This is a genomic window from Cobetia sp. 1CM21F (assembly GCF_023161745.1).
GTDB classification, from domain to species: Bacteria; Pseudomonadota; Gammaproteobacteria; order Pseudomonadales; family Halomonadaceae; genus Cobetia; species Cobetia amphilecti.
In genome coordinates this window covers 1126429-1144897 of the sequence record NZ_JALNTQ010000001.1, presented here as the reverse complement: position 1 = coordinate 1144897, position 18469 = coordinate 1126429, and the positions used below count along the sequence as shown (strand labels likewise).

General features: G+C 62.6%; 16 protein-coding genes. 12 read left to right on the top strand and 4 right to left on the bottom strand.

Annotation, left to right across the window (positions count from 1 at the left end):
• The first annotated feature begins 48 nt into the window (after positions 1 to 48).
• Complete coding sequence (locus tag MSG32_RS04605) at positions 49 to 402, top strand: hypothetical protein (RefSeq protein ID WP_248378081.1); 354 nt, start codon at positions 49 to 51, stop codon at positions 400 to 402.
• Positions 403 to 602: 200 nt separating this feature from the next.
• Positions 603 to 1457, top strand: a complete 855-nt coding sequence (locus MSG32_RS04600) for an SDR family oxidoreductase (protein ID WP_216060694.1) — start codon at positions 603 to 605, stop codon at positions 1455 to 1457.
• A 121-nt stretch (positions 1458 to 1578) separates the two neighbouring features.
• Here the strand turns inward: MSG32_RS04600 and MSG32_RS04595 are convergent, their stop codons facing one another.
• Positions 1579 to 2613: an MBL fold metallo-hydrolase gene (locus MSG32_RS04595; RefSeq protein ID WP_248378079.1), complete on the bottom strand. Its 1035-nt coding sequence runs from the start codon at positions 2611 to 2613 to the stop codon at positions 1579 to 1581.
• 229 nt (positions 2614 to 2842) lie between these two features.
• On the opposite strand from MSG32_RS04595, the gene MSG32_RS04590 reads away from it, so the two are divergent.
• A complete protein-coding gene (locus MSG32_RS04590) occupies positions 2843 to 4750 on the top strand; it encodes a TonB-dependent receptor (protein WP_248378077.1) in 1908 nt (635 codons plus the stop codon).
• 45 nt (positions 4751 to 4795) lie between these two features.
• On the opposite strand, the gene MSG32_RS04585 is transcribed toward MSG32_RS04590, so the two are convergent.
• Entirely contained in the window at positions 4796 to 5011 is a 216-nt protein-coding gene (locus MSG32_RS04585; protein ID WP_248378075.1) for a hypothetical protein, read from the bottom strand.
• A 98-nt stretch (positions 5012 to 5109) separates the two neighbouring features.
• On the opposite strand from MSG32_RS04585, the gene MSG32_RS04580 reads away from it, so the two are divergent.
• The gene (locus tag MSG32_RS04580) at positions 5110 to 6132 is read left to right on the top strand and encodes a patatin-like phospholipase family protein (RefSeq protein ID WP_248378073.1); all 1023 of its coding nucleotides are present in this window, start codon (positions 5110 to 5112) and stop codon (positions 6130 to 6132) included.
• Between the two features lie 36 nt (positions 6133 to 6168).
• Here MSG32_RS04580 and MSG32_RS04575 read toward each other — a convergent pair whose 3' ends face one another.
• Positions 6169 to 7134 (bottom strand): permease, encoded by a 966-nt coding sequence (locus MSG32_RS04575; protein ID WP_248378071.1) that lies wholly within the window; start codon positions 7132 to 7134, stop codon positions 6169 to 6171.
• Positions 7135 to 7347: 213 nt separating this feature from the next.
• Between MSG32_RS04575 and MSG32_RS04570 the strand changes: the two genes are divergently transcribed.
• Positions 7348 to 7674: a helix-turn-helix transcriptional regulator gene (locus MSG32_RS04570; protein WP_248378069.1), complete on the top strand. Its 327-nt coding sequence runs from the start codon at positions 7348 to 7350 to the stop codon at positions 7672 to 7674.
• Between the two features lie 88 nt (positions 7675 to 7762).
• Positions 7763 to 8959 carry a hypothetical protein gene (locus MSG32_RS04565; protein ID WP_248378067.1) on the top strand — a complete coding sequence of 399 codons (1197 nt, stop codon included), beginning with the start codon at positions 7763 to 7765 and terminating at the stop codon, positions 8957 to 8959.
• A gap of 52 nt (positions 8960 to 9011) precedes the next feature.
• Here MSG32_RS04565 and MSG32_RS04560 read toward each other — a convergent pair whose 3' ends face one another.
• Positions 9012 to 10553, bottom strand: a complete 1542-nt coding sequence (locus MSG32_RS04560) for a PLP-dependent aminotransferase family protein (protein WP_248378065.1) — start codon at positions 10551 to 10553, stop codon at positions 9012 to 9014.
• Positions 10554 to 10980: 427 nt separating this feature from the next.
• Here MSG32_RS04560 and MSG32_RS04555 point away from each other — a divergent pair, with 427 nt between their 5' ends.
• The 6 genes from MSG32_RS04555 (at position 10981) to mmuM (ending at position 18317) form a co-directional block, all read left to right on the top strand.
• Positions 10981 to 12405 carry an APC family permease gene (locus MSG32_RS04555; RefSeq protein WP_248378063.1) on the top strand — a complete coding sequence of 475 codons (1425 nt, stop codon included), beginning with the start codon at positions 10981 to 10983 and terminating at the stop codon, positions 12403 to 12405.
• A gap of 155 nt (positions 12406 to 12560) precedes the next feature.
• Positions 12561 to 14054 carry an NAD-dependent succinate-semialdehyde dehydrogenase gene (locus MSG32_RS04550; RefSeq protein ID WP_131432122.1) on the top strand — a complete coding sequence of 498 codons (1494 nt, stop codon included), beginning with the start codon at positions 12561 to 12563 and terminating at the stop codon, positions 14052 to 14054.
• A gap of 104 nt (positions 14055 to 14158) precedes the next feature.
• Positions 14159 to 15430, top strand: a complete 1272-nt coding sequence (gabT, locus tag MSG32_RS04545; RefSeq protein WP_192838880.1) for a 4-aminobutyrate--2-oxoglutarate transaminase — start codon at positions 14159 to 14161, stop codon at positions 15428 to 15430.
• A 353-nt stretch (positions 15431 to 15783) separates the two neighbouring features.
• Complete coding sequence (locus tag MSG32_RS17980; protein WP_282460255.1) at positions 15784 to 15918, top strand: hypothetical protein; 135 nt, start codon at positions 15784 to 15786, stop codon at positions 15916 to 15918.
• A complete protein-coding gene (locus MSG32_RS04540; protein ID WP_248378061.1) occupies positions 15911 to 17335 on the top strand; it encodes an amino acid permease in 1425 nt (474 codons plus the stop codon). The genes MSG32_RS17980 and MSG32_RS04540 overlap by 8 nt, the downstream gene beginning before the upstream one ends.
• Positions 17325 to 18317 (top strand): homocysteine S-methyltransferase, encoded by a 993-nt coding sequence (gene mmuM, locus MSG32_RS04535; protein WP_248378059.1) that lies wholly within the window; start codon positions 17325 to 17327, stop codon positions 18315 to 18317. The genes MSG32_RS04540 and mmuM overlap by 11 nt, the downstream gene beginning before the upstream one ends.
• The last annotated feature ends 152 nt before the right edge of the window (positions 18318 to 18469 follow it).

Here is an 18469-nt window from a genome sequence, read left to right as displayed (position 1 = left end):
AAGCACTCAAGATTCCGACTCATCGGAACCCGAAAAGAGGATATTTCGATGCCGCATACCCATCCGGAGCGACTCGCGACGATCAGTGCCAGCCAGGTCGAGGAACACTTTCGCGATCTCCATCCCATCGTGGCGTTGGTCTCAGCCACTCGGCTGCTGCAATTCCTCGAACGGGAAGGTCTGACACTGCATGCACACCGTGCCCTGTGCGCCAGCATCATTCGCAAGGCATTGCCCAGCCTCGAAACCGGCCCCGGGCATGATCCTGCCAATCTGCCGAGCCTGCACGGAATAGAACAGACCGAGGAAAGCGAGCCGCGTGTTCCGCTTGCACAGACCATGGCAGCGGGCGCCAGTACGCCAGCCACCATGCATGACAAGCATGAGGATATCGCCTCCTGACAACTGTCAGGCTTGCCGATGACGAGACATTCTGACGCCCAGCTCCGTTCACTCGGGGCTGGGCGTTTTTATATCGCTAAACAAGAAAATCTTGATCAAGGGGGTTTAATCCGCCACGATCGTCCACAGATCTGTGGGGAGACGTTCAGCGTCTGAACGCGCATCAGCGCATTCACGATCAACGAACCGGAGGTGACGGCATGACTCAGCAACAGCCCCCACAGCATCAGAACCATCAACCGGGCGATGAACATCGCATGGACCCCAAGCCCGAATATATCCGCGAGAGCTATCGCGGCAGCGGCAAGCTCTTGGGCAAGGTGGCAGTCATCACCGGTGGTGACAGCGGTATCGGTCGCGCCGCCGCCGTGCACTTTGCACGCGAAGGTGCCGATTGTCTGATCACGCACCTGGGCAGTGAAGAAGTCGATGCCGAGGAGACCATCCGTCTGATCGAAGCCGAAGGCAGACGCGGACGCCGCATCGCAGGGGATATCGGCGACCCGGCCTTCTGCCGCAAGGTCGTCGAGGGCGCGATGGAAGAATTCGGACAGCTGAATATTCTGGTCAACAATGCCGCTGAGCAGTACGACTGGGATGACGTGACCGAGATCGATGACGAGCAGATCGAGCGCACCTTCAAGACCAATCTGTTCAGTCACTTCTACATGATCAAGGCCGCCGTACCGCACCTCTCCAAAGGCGATTCCATCATCGCCACCTCGTCCGTCAATGCCTTCAAGGGCAATGACAGCCTGATCGATTACAGCGCCACCAAGGGCGCCATCCAGGGGTTGGTACGCTCACTGTCCGGCACGCTGATGGACCGCGGTATTCGCGTCAATGCCGTCGCCCCCGGGCCGGTGTGGACTCCCTTGATCCCCGCCAGCTTCGAGGATGAGAAGGTCGCCAACTTCGGCCAGCAGGTACCGATGGAACGCCCCGGCCAGCCAAGTGAAATGGGCCCGGCCTACGTCTATCTGGCCAGCGAAGACTCAAGCTACATGACAGGCCAGACGATTCACCTCAATGGTGGCGTCGTGCTCAACACCTGATCGCAGACCTTCAGCACACACCTGAGCAAGCCGAGTGTGATGCGACATGCTCGACACGAAACAGGCCGCCCCATCTTGGGCGGCCTGTTTCGTTTGTCGCGCGCAATGTCCGCAGGATGACTCAGCGTGCGGCGCGCAGACGCTCGGCCTGGGCCAACGTGCAATCACTGAGCAGATCCAGCGCGCCCAACGCCTGGCCTCCGGTCACGAAGGGATGCGCTTCGCCTGGCTTGCGAGTCTCGAGCGCCGCGATTCGTCCGGGCGTGCCGTCACGCTTGGGGTGATTGGACAGGAAGACGTCTACGCCGGCTTGCTGCGCGATCTGATGCATGCGTGACGCCGAGGCAGAATAGCCACGCAGTCTGGCCTCATCCGGCCCGAAGTTGAAGCCAGTGCCGCCCCACAACACGGCGTGATGCACTTCATCGCCATCCTTGACCGGGAACACCAGCGACAGCGTGCCGGGGGTATGGCCGGGCGTGATGTACATGCCGAGCGTGGTGTCACCCAGCGTCAGCCTCTCATCGTCGATGACCTGATGGTCCCGCTCTGGCGGCTCTCCCCAGCGCGGGTTGTCGATGCGCTGCTCGGGGTCATCCAGCATGTCCCAATCGATCTTGGTCATGATCACCTCGGGCGCATACTGCTCCACGATCCAGGACTGGCCGCCGTAATGGTCGCCATGGCCATGGGTAATCACCAGATAGCGAATATCGGCAGGGTCCAGCCCCAGCTCGCGCATGCCTGGCGCGATGATGGTCTCGGCCTGATTCGGAGTGTTCATCGCATCGATGAGGATGATGCCCTCGGAGGTGGTCAAGGCCCAGCTCGAAACCTGGCCATTGCCGACGAAGTAGAGATTGTCGAATACCCTGTGCGGCCCCAGCGACTTGCGCTTGTCAGCGGAGGGCTTCGATCTGGGTCTAGGCTTGGCAGTTTCATCCTCGGAGTGTCGGTGGCGCTTGCCCGCGTCAACCAGGGGTGCCTCGAGGCTACACAGGCTGTGCAGGCCGGGATACCCCTCACCCGCCGCCAACCCCCGTTGCGCTAACTGGGTCGCAAGCGGCGACATCGCCGCAGCAGGAGCATCAGCTGGCTGCGATGCCGCGCTGGCCAAGGCGACACCTGACAGCGGCAGGCCGATCAACCCTGCCATCAGTCCTGCCGTTACTAGCCGAGAATTCCCCATAGATAGCCCTATCTCACCAAGATGAATGGATTCAGCGTCGAAGATTGTCACCAACGTCACATTTTCGCAACAGTGCGTTGCACTTCGCCAATGCAAAGCATTATCATTCAAAAAGTGCACGAATGATGCACGCACATAACGATAATCTCGGGAACTTCAATCGATGCCAGCGCCCCCTTCTGCACCTCACCGCCCCATGGCCTCACGCTCAGCCGTCTTGTTGGCCCTGGCGGCGCTCCCCTCTCTGGTGGTACTCCCGAGCCATGCCTCCGACCAGCTGGAAGACATCGTCGTCACCGCGTCCGGTCACGATCAGATGGTCAAGGATGCCCCGGCCTCGATGAGCGTGATCACACGCGAGAGCCTTGAAGGCCGTCATTACAGCGACCTCACCGATGCGCTGCGCGGCTTGCCCGGGGTGACGGTATCCAGCGGCGGATACTCCAAGGACATCAGCATTCGCGGCATGCCCGGTGAATACACGCTGATTCTGGTGGATGGCCGCCCGATCGACAGCCGTGATACGCGACCGAGCGGCAGTGGTGGCTTCGAGCAGGATTGGCTGCCGCCACTGGAAGCGATCGAGCGTATCGAGGTGGTACGTGGCCCGATGTCGACGCGTTATGGCTCCGATGCCATCGGCGGGGTCATCAACATCATCACCCGCAAGACGCAGGAGGAGTGGGTCACCAATCTGCACTATGACACCTTCATCCCCCAGCACAGCGTGTCGGGACATGAACGCCAGAGCCGCATTCGCACCTCGGGCCCGCTCATCGATGGGTTGCTGGGCCTGAGCGTCAGCGCCGGACAGACCACGCGCCAGGAAGATGACATCACCCGCGGCTACCCACAGCGCAAGCGTCAGGACCTCGACACCAAGCTCAGCCTCACGCCGGACGACAACCAGCGCATCGAGGCCGAATTCGCCTATCACGACCAGAATCGCCAGACCGAGGAAGACCGCAGTCAGGGCCAGGACAGTGATCGTGATTGGGATACTCGCCGCTTCAGCCTGAGCCATCAGGGTGACTGGGCCAGCGCCAGCACCAATTCCTACGTCCAGTACGAGACGTCGCGCAACGATAGCCGTGACATCACGCTGAGCAATATCAAGGCGAGCAGCAACGTGCTGATTCCGCTGGGCGATCACCTGACCACCCTGGGCGTGAGCTTCGAGGAGGAGCACCTCGAGGACAACGACACCAACGCTCTGAGCGAGATCAACGAGATCCGCAACAGCCGCTGGTCACTGTTCGCCGAGGACGAATGGCTGCTGACCGACGACTGGGCGCTGACCGGCGGCGTGCGTCTGGATGAAGACGAGAACTACGGCAGCCACCTGTCACCGCGTCTTTACAGCGTCTATCAACTGGCCGACAGCTGGACGCTCAAGACGGGCGTGGCGACCGGTTACAAGGCGCCGAGTCTGCGTCAGGTCGCCGACAACTGGGTACAGGACAGTCGCGGCGGCGATATCTACGGCAATCCGGATCTGGAAGCCGAGACCTCTCTGAGCCGCGAGATCGGCCTGCTGTATGACAATGCCAGAGGCACCCAGGCGGGCGTGACCCTGTTCCGCAGCGACTTCGATGACAAGATCGTCACCGAACTGTGCCCGGATGGCGCCTGCGCTGGCGGCGCGGATGATGCGCGCTGGTACAATAACGTCGACAGTGCCGTCACCCAGGGCGTCGAGCTGAGTCTCAATCAGGAGCTGCGTCACGACCTCGCGCTGGCACTCAGCTACACCTATACCGATTCCGAGCAGACCAGTGGCGAGAACAAGGGCCAACCGCTGACCCAGATTCCCCGCCACCAGGCCACGGCTCAGCTGGACTGGCAGCTCAACCATCGCCTCAATCACTGGACACGAGTCGACTGGCGTGGCGAAGAGACTCAGCCCGCCACCGGTGTCACCAGTCGTACCGTCATCGCGCCGTCCTACACGATCGTCGATACCGGCGTCAGCTTCGATGCCACCACTCAGCTGACACTTAGCGCCGGCCTCTACAACCTGTTCGACAAGCGCGTGCGCTACGACGATTTCGGCTACGTGGAAGATGGCCGCCGCCTGTGGGTCGGCGTCGACTACACCCTCTAGCACCGACTCCGGCCGCCAACGGCTTGCCTCCCATGCAATGAGCGATCAGTCCGCTGCATGGGAGGTAATCGCGGCTTTCCTCGCCACGCCTCTCTTCTTTCCTCTTCTGGTCCCCTCTCTCCTCTTTTCTCTCCTCTCCTCTCTCCTCTCTTCTCTCCTCTTTCCGCCTTCCCCCTTTATCTCGTCTTCAGTGCCTCGCTGACCTGTCGCCTCTGCTCTCTCTGCCAGTATCAGGCCCTGCTGTTTGTCCGTCTCAGTCATTTCAGTCGGCTGAAAACCAGTGGCCTCTCTATTCTGGTAGCAGCCACAGGCGTTGCCGTGGACAGGACTGAGCGTTACCCGCTCTGCAGGAGGCAAGCATGTCCAAGCTGATTCTTTCACTGGATGGTGGCGGCATACGCGGGGCGGCCACCGCTCAGTTTCTGATGCGTGTCGACGCGACACTCAGAAATGACCACCAGACCAGCCTGCGTGAGCGGGTCGATTTCTATGCGGGCACCAGCACCGGCAGTCTGATCGCGCTGGCGCTGGCGACCACCAACATGAGCCTCGAGGACATCAATAGGCTCTACAGCGCGACCAGCGCCAGGCAGATCTTCGCTGACAATCGCGGCTGGTTCGAACTCGATGGCATCAATGCGCCCAAGTACGAGGCCAAGGGCAAGAGCACGATGCTCAAGAAGCACCTCGGTCAGGCCAAGCTCAGGGATGTCCCCGCTGGCAAGCAGGTACTTGTCGTCACCTACGGCATCGAGAGACGCCGCCCGCATGTCTTGAAGTCGAGCAAGCGCGAGCATCACAAGCTGCTGGCCTGGCAGGTCGCGGACGCCTCCAGCGCGGCGCCCACCTACTTCCCGACCCGCGACATGAAGCTGGGGCCGGACAACGAGCAGACCTGGCTGATCGATGGCGGCGTCATCGCCAACAACCCCACCATGTGCGCCATCGCCGAAGCCTGTCGCCTGTGGCCGCATGAGCCGCGTCGCGTGCTGTCGATCGGCACCGGAACACGCACGCGCAAGATCAATGGCCCGGATTCCCAGCACTGGGGCGCAGTGCAGTGGGTACTGGAAGGCAGCCTGATCGACGTGCTCTCCGATGAGAAGGTGGTCGGCTATCAGGCCATCACCATCTCGCCGCCGGGCAGCTACATCCGCGTCAATGCCGAGATGCGCCCACAGCCCGGCATGCTCAAGGCGCCTGATGACGCGATGGACGACATCAGCACCACCAACATCAAGCATCTGAAGGCCATGGGCGATTTCTGGTTCGAGCAATACGGTGACGCCGTGGTGGCCCTGATCACCGATCGCTACCAAGGGCCGTCGCTGGATCGCATCGACCCCCTCACCGGCCGGCCGCAAGCCTATCAACCCGAATGATCTTCTCTCGAACGCCAGCTGTCAGAACGACATTTGTCAGAACAACAGATAGGTGGCGTAACCGGCGATCATCGCCATCGCGAAGATCACCGTCACGAAGGCCAGGATCAACTTGATACCGAACAATGAGCGCAGCAGCACCAGCTCGGTCAGGCTGGCGCCCGCGCTACCGATGATCAACGACAGCACCGTCCCCGCCCCCACGCCCTTGGCCATCAGTGCCGAGGCCAGCGGAATCACCGCTTCCGCGCGAATATAGAGTGGCACGCCGATCACCGCCGCGACCGGAATGGCCAACGGGTTGCTCGGGCCGGCGTACTGCACCAGCAGCTCCGTCGGCATGAAGCCATAGATGACACTGCCGATGGCGATGCCGATCAACAGATACGGAATCACCTTCACGAAGTCATTCCAGGCCTCACGCGCCAGGCCGTGATAACGCCCCTCGGGCTTGCGCGTTGCCTCCGCGACCACCGCCGCCCCACAGCTGCTGGTACTGGCGACGGCTGAACCACAGCCGCCGGTGGCTTGCGCCTTTCCGCCACAGCTCGAGGCGTCCTGCACCTTGTCCTGGCGGATGAAGCGCTCGAACCCCAGCGCCTGCAGCAACCAGCCCGCCCCCAGTGCCACGCCCAGCGCGGCCGTCACATAGACGGCGGTGAGTCTGGCGCCGAAGGTGGCCAACAACAGGCCGATGATGATCGGGTTGAGCAGCGGTGATGAAAACAGGAAGACCATCATCGGCCCGAAGCCGGCGCGAGCACGGATCAAACCCTTGAGCATCGGAATGGTCGAGCAGCTGCAGAATGGCGTGATGGCACCAAGGCCAGCGGCCATGAAGTAACTGCTGCGGCGACTGGCGCTCAGCAGCGCCTCGACCCGGGATGGCGGGATATGTCGCTGCAACACCCCGACCAGCAAGCTGATCAACAGGAACAATACCGAGAGTTCTACCGCCAGGAAGGCAAACATGCCCAAGGCGTCGTGCAGTGAGTCAGACATTTCATACCTCTATATCGCCAGGCCCTACATACCAGGATGTGTATTTCTAGAATCCATGTTTCTACAAACCATGTTCTAAAATCTATGTTTCTAGAAATATGGAAACGATGCAAAGCCTAGATTGCAGCTCACGCTTGTGTCAACTATAATTCTAGAAATATCGAAACATATGCTTTCACCTCTCCAGACGACACGCTTAACAGGATGACTGCCATGGAACATGATGCCGCTGCCGCCAGCCTTGCCGAGCTGGGCAACCCTCACCGCCTGGCGATCTTCCGCTTTCTGGTCAAGGCCGGCTTCGACGGTGCCACGGTGGGCAACATCCAGCATGCGCTGGAAATCCCGGGCTCCACGCTCTCGCACCACCTCAGTCGCATGGCCGCCGTCGGCCTGATCACCCAGAAGAAACAGGGGCGCAGCATCATCTGCGTGCCGCAGTACGGGCACCTGCAGGCGGTGATCGAATTTCTGTGCAACGAGTGCTGCATCGGACTCGAGGAAGAGGTCGTGCCTGCGCTGGATGCTGAGCAAGAGTGATGACCAAGCGCCTCGGGCGTCGCAAGACGCCTGTCAGCGATTTTGCTACCCTGCGCTGCCGAGCAGTTTGATCAATCGAGACTCTTGAATGCCAAAAGCGCCTGACGACTCCTTCATCCCTTCCCTGCGCGTCTGGCTCGTCGGGCTTGGCCTGAGCATGACGACGCTGGCCGCCTCGCCGGCGCTCGCCGCACAGGACATGGATTACGACCAGCCGGAAGCCTTCGCCACCCTGAAGAAGGCGGTCAGCTATTTCGATGAAATGGACACTCTGCCGGAAGAGGCATGGATCAGCCGCGATAAAGCGTCTGCGCGCAGCGATATGGACGAGATGATCGAGGAAGCCATGCAGGCCCTCGACGTGCCACAACTCTCGACGCTGCGTAGCACCTATCGCCAGGTCGAGGACAAGATTCGCGAATCGCGCGGCGAGATTTCCGAGTTGAAGGAAAAGCGCATCCTCGCGCCGGACACCGATGTCTCGACGCTGACGCGCCTCACGCCCACCGATACCCTGCGCGAATTCACCGCCAGCACGCGCGGCGATTATGATCTGCTGATCGCCGCGCATGAGAAGAACATCGCCGCCTATCAAGGCGAGCTGACCACGCTGGAAGGCAAGCTGGCCGCGCGACTCGAGGAGATCGGCATCACCCTGACGCCGGACCAGGTCCAGGTGTGGCTGTCCTCGGTGGTCGGCGATGATGTGCTGACCATGAGTGTCGTGTTCGCCAGCATCAAGTCGGTGGCCCAGCAGCTCGCCGAGCTGACCCGCGACAGCGGCGAGAACCTCGACTACGCGCGCCGCTATTACGGCATGGTCGTCATGCTTCACCGCATGATCGTGACCATGCAGCAGGACTTCATCACGCGCGTGAATGATGAGGTATTGCCGCAACTGCAAGGCTTCGCCGACGAAGCCGAGGCCACCACGCGCGAAGCTCGCACGCTGATCAAGCAAGGCGGATCACGCGAGAGTCTGGAGAACAACATCCGCGCCAATGCGCTGACGCTCAAGACAATCAACCTGTATCGCTCGCTGGTGACCGAGCAGCGCGACCGCGTCACGACCTCTCTGACCAAGAGTCAGCGCGAGCTTGCAGTGGCGACCAATACCTATCGCACCGTCAAGCTCAGCGCCCACGTCGCCGACCTGATCCGCCAGGGCGTCAAGACCTTCGACACCCTGGCCGGCCTGCAGGTACCGGTCGCCACCAGCTTCGAGAACAGCGCCATGCGCGAGGAATTCCGCAAGCTGACCGAGCGCATGCAGCAGGCAAAATAACGCACGCAACCGGTGTCGATACCACGCCTTCGCCTTACCGGCGAAGGCGTTTTCAGTTGTGGCGGCGAATATCCCGCATGCTCAGAATGCTCTCCAGCGTGCGTCTCAGGCGCGCCACCTCGCTGACCAGACTCTCGCCCGCCAGCATGCCGACCCCCAGCACCAGCCCGCGTCGTGAATCCTCGCTGCTGCAGACCATGCTCAGTGGCCGCACGATCAGATGCTCCTTGACCATCAGCTGCGCGACGCGCTGATCGTCGATCTCGGGGGCGAACTGCACGCACAGGCTGATGCCGCGCGACGGCGGCGAAACGCTGATCACGCCCTTCACCTGACACAGCTGGTCATGCACCACCTGCTGCCGGCCGAGATAATCGCGCTGGATGCGCTGATACCAGGCATCCAGATCGCCATCGGCGATGAACTGTGCCAGCACCGCCTGATCCAGCATGCGCCCCTCGCGGAACACCTCGCTGCGCAGGCGGTTCATCGGCCCGGCCAGTGCGCGCGGCACCACCAGATAGCCCAGCCGCAGCCCGGGGAACATCAGCTTGGAGAACGAGCCCACCAGCAGGCGATTGCCGGAATCGGGATCAAACAGCAGCTCGCCGTGATCATCGCCACTGAACTCGTAATCGTCCTCGAGGATATAGGCGGGCTGACAGGCCTCGCACAGTCTCTGCTTGTCACGCCGCGAGGTGGGCACACTCAGCGGATAGTGGTGCGAGCCGGTGAAGTAGGCGATCTGCACCGGCCCTTCGCCAAGCGAGGTGAGATCGTGTCCTGCCTCACTTGTCGTATCACTCGTCGCATCGCTCACCGGCCGCCAGGGAATCTGGCGGGTCTCGAGGCCCGCGGCCAGGAAGACATTGCGCGCGCCCCAATAGCAGGGTGACTCCATCACCACCCGCTGCCCGGCATCCGCCAGCGCCAGCGCGCACAGCTCGATGCCGTGGTGGGTACCCTCGGTGATGATGATCTGCTGGGTATCGCAATCGATATTGCGCCAACGACGCAGAAAATCGCGGATCTCACGCTTGAGCGGACCATAGCCGCCGCTGGAGTAGGACAGCAGCAGCGCGTTGTGGGGCACCGTCACGCTGGCATACAGCTGGCGCCACTTGCGCATCGGAAAGCGTGCGATGTCCGGAATACCCGGCACGAAGGCGCCACTCTGGATCAGACTCGCCCCTTGCCCGCCCAGCACCTTGCGGGCCCGCGCCGACAACGGCAGCGGTGCCGGTGCTGCCCCCGCCGCGACCGCCCCTGATTCACCCGGCCCTAACTCCGCCGCCCCGAACTCCCCCGAACCCGCGCTTGCCCGGCGCGCATGCGGGCGACGCGTCCAGGTACCCTGCCCCTGGCCGGTGTGCAGATAACCTTCCTCGATCAGCGACTTGATCGCCAAGGCCAGCGTATTGCGCGCCACCCCCAGCGCCTCGCACAGCTTGCGATGCGGCGGCAGCCGCGCACCCAGCGGCCATTGCTCACGAATCACCTCGAGCAACGCCTGCTCCAGCCGTACCTGCTTGCCCAGCGTCTCGGACTGGCGGCGATAACATTCGATCAGCGGCTCCAGCGCGGCCAGTTCCATCGCGGTCTCCCGTTGTCGTTGACGTTGTCGTAGTGCTGTCACGCAGCTTCCCGAGGTCGTCCCCCCCCGCCAGCCACTCGCCTGACAGGCGGCGCGCAGCGCCCATTCAGCCCTGATTATCCGCAGCCCCTGTTGATTGGTCCAGTCAAACGCAAAATTGGTCTATTCGCCATCGGGCGTGGCGCTGGTAGCGTGTGTTTCAGGCGTTGCCTACTGACTGATGCTCACAGCGAAATGATTGCTGAATCGCTCTTGGCTCCCCCTTTACAGGAGCGACCTTTCAGCAAGCATCAGCCAGCGACAGGACTGTCATTACTTCTCGTTCATGCCAGCAAGCTTTGGATTTGAAATTGAGAAGAGCGCACGGGACATCAGCAGGAAACGGCTTCGCTATATAACAAATTCCAAGATCGATTTGAGTATTCCAATGAACAACATTACTCCCCCTGCAGAACAGCTAGTCAGAGTCCTTGCGCGTGGCGACGTCCTGGCACTTGCCTTCGGCGCCATGGTCGGTTGGGGCTGGATCGTCCTCACCGGCGGCATGATTCAGGATGCCGGCAGCGTCGGCGCCATCATCGCTTTCATCATTGGCGGCATCGCCGTCGTCCTGATCGGTCTGACCTATGCAGAACTGGCAGCAGCCATGCCCAAGGTGGGCGGTGAGCATGTCTACAGCTACCGGGCCATGGGGCACTTCTCTTCCTTTCTGTGCACCTGGACCATCATTCTCGGCTATCTGAGCGTGGTGTCCTTCGAGGCGGTGGCATTGCCCACGGTCATCGAGAACCTCGCGCCCAACTATGCCGTTGGCCACATGTGGACCATCGCCGGTTGGGATGTGAAGGCGACCTGGGTGGCTGTCGGTGTCGGCGGCTCGCTGGCCATGATGGCGATCAACTATGTCGGGATCACCACTGCCGCACTTCTGCAGAAGGTCGTCACAGGCGTGATTCTGATCGCCGGCGTCCTGTTCGTGACCGGCGCCTTGTTCGAAGGTGATGTCGCCAACATGACACCGCTGTTCACCCAGTCCGAAGGCGGCGTGGTGGCAGGCATCATCGCGGTGCTGGTACTGGTGCCTTTCCTGTTCGTCGGCTTCGACGTCATTCCGCAGGCCGCAGAGGAAATCAATCTGCCCTACAACGCCATCGGCAAGGTGCTGATGATGTCCGTGGTACTGGCCGTGGTCTGGTATGCGCTGATCATCCTGGCCACCAGCATGGCACTGGATCATGACTCCCTGCTGGCAAGTTCACTGAGCGTGCCGGACGCCATGGGCGCCCTGTTCAATTCGCCCTGGGCCAGCAAGCTGATGATCCTTGCAGGTATCGCCGGGATCATCACCAGCTGGAATGCCTTCTACATCGGTGGCTCTCGCGCCATCTATGCCTTGGCACATGCCGGCATGCTGCCTGCCTGGCTGGGCAAGCTGCACCCCAAGCACAAGACGCCCACCAATGCGGTACTGCTGATCGGTCTGCTGTCCTGCATCGCGCCCTTCTTCGGTCGTCCGGCACTGGTGTGGATCGTCGATGCGGGTGGCCTGGGTATCGTCATCGCCTATCTGTTCGTCGCGATCTCGTTCCTGATCCTGCGTATCCGTGAGCCCGACATGCCGCGTCCGTTCCGCGTCCGCCACGGCAAGCTCTGCGGCACACTGGCCATCCTTCTGTCCTTCGGCATGGCCTGCCTGTATCTGCCGGGTAGCCCTTCCGCGCTGACCGGTACCGAATGGCTGATCTTCGGCGCCTGGATGGCTCTGGGTCTGGTGATGTATGTCATCGCCCTGAAGCAATTCGGCCGAGCCTATAGCGACCGTGTCATGGCCCCGGCTTTCACGGCGCAGTAAACACGCAATACCTACACCGCTGGGCAGTCTGTTCCGCCTGCCCAGCCATCTCGACTCAGTAATTTTCGAGCCGACTCGAGAGCAGCTGACGCCTCTTGCGACATGCTGCTCACTCCATGAATGACCTGCACGCCAGAACGCCAGAGGAGCTTCACATGTCCCGTTCCGCCCTCCCGATCAGCGACTTCCTGAAGCGCTACGTCAATTCGGAAACCAGCAGCGACGTCTTCGTCCCGGCGCTCATCGGTACCGAGCACCGCGAGACCGGCACCACCTTCAACGTGACCAATCCGGCCACCGGCGAGCAGCTGGCGCGTGTCGCCGAGGTCAGCGCCGATGACACCCGTGACGCCGTCGCCGCAGCCGAGATCGCCGGCAACGCCTGGAAGAAGGTGCCGGTGAAGGAGCGTTCCGCGCTGCTGCGTCGCTGGTTCGATCTGGTGCTGGCGCACCGTGAAGACCTCGCCCAGCTGATGACGCTGGAACAGGGCAAGCCGATGGCGGAGTCGCGTGGCGAGGTGACCTACGGTGCCTCCTTCATCGAATTCTTCGCCGAAGAAGCCAAGCGCATGGCCGGTGAGACCCTGCCGTCCCACGGCGCCGACAAGCGCCTGATGGTGCTGCGCGAGCCGATCGGTGTGGTGGCCGCGATCACGCCGTGGAACTTCCCGCTGGCGATGATCACTCGCAAGTGCGCCCCGGCGATCGCCGCAGGCTGTGCGGTAGTCATCAAGCCGGCCGAAGCCACGCCGCTGACCGCACTGGCATTGGCGGACCTGGCGCTGGAAGCCGGCCTGCCGAAGGGGCTGATCAGTGTCGTCACCGCCATGAAGCCGATCGCCATCGGGGAAGTGCTGACCACCGATCCGCGCATCCGCAAGGTGTCCTTCACCGGCTCCACGCCGGTGGGCAAGACGTTGATGGCGCAGTGTGCCTCCACCGTCAAGAAGACCGCGATGGAGCTGGGCGGCAACGCACCCTTCATCGTCTTCGATGATGCCGACCTGGATGCGGCCGTGGATGGCGCCATCGCCTCCAAGTTCCGCAACGCCGGCCAGACCTGCGTGTGCACCAACCGCTTCCTCGTTCAGGACGGTGTCTACGACGCCTTCGTCGCCAAGCTCGCGGCACGTGTCGAGAGCATGCAGGTCGGTGATGGCTTGGTCGAAGGCAACACCATCGGCCCGCTGATCAACGATGCGGCGGTCAACAAGGTGCAGAGCCACGTCGATGATGCCGTCAGCAAGGGCGCGCGCCTGGTCACCGGCGGCAAGAAGCACGCTCTCGGTCACAGCTTCTTCGAGCCGACCGTGCTGGCCGATGTCACCACCGACATGGTCGTCGCGGATGAGGAAACCTTCGGCCCGCTGGCGCCGGTGTTCCGCTTTGGCAAGGACGAGGAAGCCATCGCGATGGCCAACGACACCCCGTTCGGGCTGGCCGCGTACTTCTACGCCAACGATTACCGCCGCATCTGGCACACGCTGGAAGCGCTGGAATACGGCATGGTCGGCGTCAATGAAGGCCTGATATCCACCGAACTCGCGCCCTTCGGTGGCATCAAGGAATCCGGCCTGGGTCGCGAAGGCTCGCACCACGGTCTGGAAGAGTTCACCGAGCTCAAGTACGTCTGCATCGGCGGCCTCTGAGGCACGGCAACTCTCGACAAGATTCCCGCACGCCACGGCGTGCGGGCCCCGAACAGTGACAGGCGTGCACAGTGCAGGCCGATGAAATCCGTACGGAGAACAAGATGAACAACGCTCAACTCGAAACTCTCAAGAAGAAGTACGTTGCACGTGGTGCCGCCACCGCCACCCCGCAGTCTGCCGACACCGCGCTGAACGCGGAAATCTGGGACGCGGATGGCACCCGCTGGATCGACTTCGCCGGTGGTATCGGCGTGCTCAACCTGGGCCACCGTCACCCGAAGATCGTCGCTGCCGTCAAGGCACAGCTCGACAAGCTGATGCACACCGCCGCTGGCGTGATGTCCCACCCGCTGTACGTCGAACTGAGCCAGAAGCTGTGTGAACTGACGCCGGTGCGTGGCCCCGAGCGCAAGGCACTGCTGATGAACTCCGGCGCGGAAGCGGTCGAGAACGCCATCAAGATCGCGCGTGCCGCCACTGGCCGCAGCGGCGTCATCACCTTCGACGGCGCCTTCCACGGCCGCACCATGATGACCATGGCCCTCACCGGCAAGGTCGTACCGTATAAGGGCGATTTCGGCCCGATGCCGGGTGACGTCTACCGCGCTCCCTACCCGAACGAGAAGCACGGCATCAGCGAAGAGCAGTCCCTGAATGCCATCCGTACCCTGTTCAAGACCGACATCCCGGCCAGCCGCACCGCTGCCATCATTCTGGAACCGGTGCAGGGCGAAGGCGGCTTCTACATCGCCTCGCCGAGCTTCCTGACCGCGCTGCGTGAGCTGTGTGACGAGCACGGCATCCTGCTGATCGCCGATGAAGTGCAGTCCGGCTTCGCGCGTACCGGCAAGCTGTTCGCGATGGAGCACAGCGGTGTCGAAGCCGACATCATGACCATGGCCAAGAGCCTGGCCAACGGCATGCCGCTGTCTGCAGTGGTCGGTACCGCCGAGGTGATGGATGCCTCCGGCCCGGGCTCACTGGGCGGCACCTACGGCGGCAACGCCCTGTCCTGCGCCGCGGCGCTGGCCGTGATCGACGTCATCCGTGAAGAGAACATCCTCGAGCGCAGCACCCAGATGGGCGAGCTGCTGGCCGCACGCTTCGCCAAGTGGGAAGAGCGCTTCGCGCATGTCGCTCACCCGCGCAACCAGGGCTCCATGGCCGCCTTCGAGCTGGTGGATGCCAATGGCCAGCCGGACGCCGCCGCCACCGCCGCCGTGTGTGCCAAGGCCAAGGAGCTGGGGCTGATCCTGCTGTCGTGTGGCTTCTACTCCAACACCATCCGTATCCTGGTGCCGCTGACCGTCGAGCCGGAAGTGCTCGAGGAAGGTCTCGCCATCATCGAGCAGGCGCTGGAAAGCCTCGCCTGATCGCTTACCTGCGCAGAACGTCTAGCGCAGGCATGCAGAAAAACAGCGGCCACCTACGGGTGGCCGTTTTGCGTTTTCTGCAACCTGCCATCGCACAACATGACACGAGAAAAGGCGGCGCCATCATTGTGAAAAGACTGGCGATATGCGCCATGACCCCGTTTCAAGGCGTGAGATGAATTATCACGCCAAGCCCTGCCACTGCGGGGTTCTTCAACCACCAATCGCGCACCTCACCGTTAGTTGCCCATCTAAATATATAGCCAATCGGCTTGATGATTCGTTGGGATAGACTTTATCTCTCATTTATCATATCCGGCCTGTTTCCCTCTCACCTCCAGCCGGTTTCTGCCATGCCACATGTGTCCATCCATCCGCCCTGCCTGCACGAGCGCGGCCTGCACGAGCAAGCTCTGATCGACAGTCAGATCACCAGCCTGAGCGCCAGTCAGATCATCAGCTCCATGAGTGATACCCGCCATGTCTGACAGCAACACCACTGACTTCAAACGCAGCATGCAGCAGCGCCATCTGGTGATGTTGTCACTGGGCGGTGTCATCGGCACCGGCCTGTTTCTCAGCTCCGGCTATACCATTCAGCAGGCGGGCCCGGCGGGTGCGGTACTCGCCTATCTGATCGGCGGCCTGGTGGTCTATCTGGTGATGATGTGTCTCGGCGAACTGGCTGTGCATCACCCGGAGCCCGGCGCCTTCAGCGCCCACGCCACCCGCTATCTTGGCCCTGCTACCGGCTATACCGTGGCCTGGCTCTACTGGCTGACCTGGGCCGTGGCGCTGGGCTCGGAATTCACCGCCTCCGCCGTGTTCATGGGGCGCTGGTTCCCCGGTGTCGAAGCGTGGATCTGGTGCGGCATCTTCTCGCTGATCGTGTTCGGCATGAACATCGTCTCGGCACGCTTCTTCGCCGAATCCGAATTCTGGCTGTCGCTGATCAAGGTCGCCGCGGTGATCGTGTTCATCGCGGTGGGCGCCGCCGCCATGTTCGGCTTCACGCCCCTGACGGGTAACGTCGAGGCGCCCGGCGTCACGCGTATCCTGCAGGAAGGCGTGTTCGATCACGGCGTGATGCCGATTCTGATGACGCTGCTGGCCGTCAGCTTCGCCTTCTCCGGCACCGAGCTGATCGGCATCGCCGCCGGCGAAAGCGAGAACCCCGAGAAGAACGTGCCCCTGGCGATCCGCGCGACCCTGTGGCGCCTGATCATCTTCTTCATCGGCACCATCATCGTCATCGCCGCCCTGTTGCCGCAGGACAGCGCCGGCCTCAAGGAAAGCCCCTTCGTGGCGGCCTTCCAGCTCACCGGCATCCCCTACGCGGCGGATATCATGAACTTCGTGATCATCACCGCGCTGCTGTCGGCGGCCAATTCCGGCCTCTACGCCGCCTCACGCATGCTGTGGACCCTGGCCGATCAGAAGACGCTGCCGCGTGTATTCAGTCGCGTCAATCAGCGCGGCATTCCGGTGCCCGCACTGCTGATCACCATGCTCGGCGGCCTGCTGTCGCTGCTCTCCAGCGTGTATGCCGAGGACACCCTCTATCTGGCGCTGGTGTCGATTTCCGGGCTTGCCGTGGTGCTGGTGTGGATGGCGATCGCCGCCAGTCAGTTCAGCTTCCGCCGCCAGTGGCTGAAGGCCGGCCATAGCGCCAGCGAGCTGACCTACCGCGCGCCGCTGTATCCCGTCGTGCCGATTGCCGCCTTCCTGTTCTGCGCGCTGGCCTGCATCGGTATCGCTTTCGATCCCAACCAGCGCATCGCGCTCTACTTCGGCGTGCCCTTCGTGGCGCTGTGCTATCTGGTGCACTATCTGACCCATCGCACGTCTGCCGACGCTGCGAATTCTGACAACCCGACCCCGCAGGAGGCCCTCGATGCCCGCTGATGCCACCCGCAATCCGCTGAGCGCCATCACCGCGCGCCAGCCCTTCATGATCGTCGATGGCGCCCTGGCCACCGAGCTTGAGCGCGCCGGGTTCGATCTCAACGACTCGCTGTGGTCAGCCAAGGTGCTCGCCGATGATCCGCAGGCGATCGTCGATGTCCACCGCGCCTATTTCGAGGCCGGTGCCGATGTCGCCACCACGGCCAGCTACCAGGCAACGCTTGAGGGCCTGATGGCACGCAGCCTGAGCGAGACCCAGGCCAGCGCGCTGATCCAGCGCTCCGTGACCCTGGCGACGCAGGCCCGCAGCGACTATCTGGCCGCGCACCCGGAACGCCTGGACTGCCCGCCGCTGGTCGCTGCCTCCGTCGGCCCCTATGGCGCCTGGCTCGCCGATGGCAGCGAATACCGTGGCGGCTACGCGCTGGACCGCGCCGGCCTGCGCGACTTCCACCGTGCCCGCCTCGCCACGCTGCTCGATGCCAAGCCGGATGTGCTCGCCGTCGAGACACTCCCCTGTGCCGAGGAAGCACTGGCCGTGTGTGATCTGCTGCGCGATGAATTCCCGACCGCGCGTGCCTGGGTCGCCTTCAGCGCGCGCAACGCCACCGAATTGAGCGACGGCACGCCGATCCGCGATGCCGTGCGCGCCATCGCCGACTGCGAGCAGGTGGTCGCCATCGGCGTCAACTGCACCGCGCTTGAGCACATCGAATCGCTGGTGCGCGAGATTCGTGGCGAGACGGACAAGGACATCGTCATCTACCCGAACTCCGGTGAGGTCTATGACCCGGCCACCAAGACCTGGTCTGCCGCCTGCGCCGTCTCAGATTCTGATGGCCACGGCTATGACCACGACCATGACCTCGCCGGCTGGACACCGCGCTGGCTGGCCGCCGGCGCCACGGCCATCGGTGGCTGCTGCCGCACCGGCCCGGACGACATCCGCGCCCTGGCGGATCTGCGCAAGGCACTGAGTTGATTGAGTTGCTGAGCCCGGTGCAGTAATTACACAGCACTGAACCCGAACGCCCTGTCCGGTCATGACACATGATCGGTCAGGGCGTTTTCGGTAGCGTCCCGCGCCCCAAATCGCTAGGATGACAGGACAATGATGAGCGATTGCTCAAAATC

Bases quoted from the DNA above. Each gene is read 5' to 3' on its own strand.
- MSG32_RS04605 (WP_248378081.1), top strand. From the start codon at position 49: ATGCCGCATACCCATCCGGAGCGACTCGCGACGATCAGTGCCAGCCAG.
- MSG32_RS04600 (WP_216060694.1), top strand. From the start codon at position 603: ATGACTCAGCAACAGCCCCCACAGCATCAGAACCATCAACCGGGCGAT.
- MSG32_RS04595 (WP_248378079.1), bottom strand. From the start codon at position 2,613: ATGGCAGGGTTGATCGGCCTGCCGCTGTCAGGTGTCGCCTTGGCCAGC.
- MSG32_RS04590 (WP_248378077.1), top strand. From the start codon at position 2,843: ATGGCCTCACGCTCAGCCGTCTTGTTGGCCCTGGCGGCGCTCCCCTCT.
- MSG32_RS04585 (WP_248378075.1), bottom strand. From the start codon at position 5,011: ATGACTGAGACGGACAAACAGCAGGGCCTGATACTGGCAGAGAGAGCA.
- MSG32_RS04580 (WP_248378073.1), top strand. From the start codon at position 5,110: ATGTCCAAGCTGATTCTTTCACTGGATGGTGGCGGCATACGCGGGGCG.
- MSG32_RS04575 (WP_248378071.1), bottom strand. From the start codon at position 7,134: ATGTCTGACTCACTGCACGACGCCTTGGGCATGTTTGCCTTCCTGGCG.
- MSG32_RS04570 (WP_248378069.1), top strand. From the start codon at position 7,348: ATGGAACATGATGCCGCTGCCGCCAGCCTTGCCGAGCTGGGCAACCCT.
- MSG32_RS04565 (WP_248378067.1), top strand. From the start codon at position 7,763: ATGCCAAAAGCGCCTGACGACTCCTTCATCCCTTCCCTGCGCGTCTGG.
- MSG32_RS04560 (WP_248378065.1), bottom strand. From the start codon at position 10,553: ATGGAACTGGCCGCGCTGGAGCCGCTGATCGAATGTTATCGCCGCCAG.
- MSG32_RS04555 (WP_248378063.1), top strand. From the start codon at position 10,981: ATGAACAACATTACTCCCCCTGCAGAACAGCTAGTCAGAGTCCTTGCG.
- MSG32_RS04550 (WP_131432122.1), top strand. From the start codon at position 12,561: ATGTCCCGTTCCGCCCTCCCGATCAGCGACTTCCTGAAGCGCTACGTC.
- gabT (WP_192838880.1), top strand. From the start codon at position 14,159: ATGAACAACGCTCAACTCGAAACTCTCAAGAAGAAGTACGTTGCACGT.
- MSG32_RS17980 (WP_282460255.1), top strand. From the start codon at position 15,784: ATGCCACATGTGTCCATCCATCCGCCCTGCCTGCACGAGCGCGGCCTG.
- MSG32_RS04540 (WP_248378061.1), top strand. From the start codon at position 15,911: ATGTCTGACAGCAACACCACTGACTTCAAACGCAGCATGCAGCAGCGC.
- mmuM (WP_248378059.1), top strand. From the start codon at position 17,325: ATGCCCGCTGATGCCACCCGCAATCCGCTGAGCGCCATCACCGCGCGC.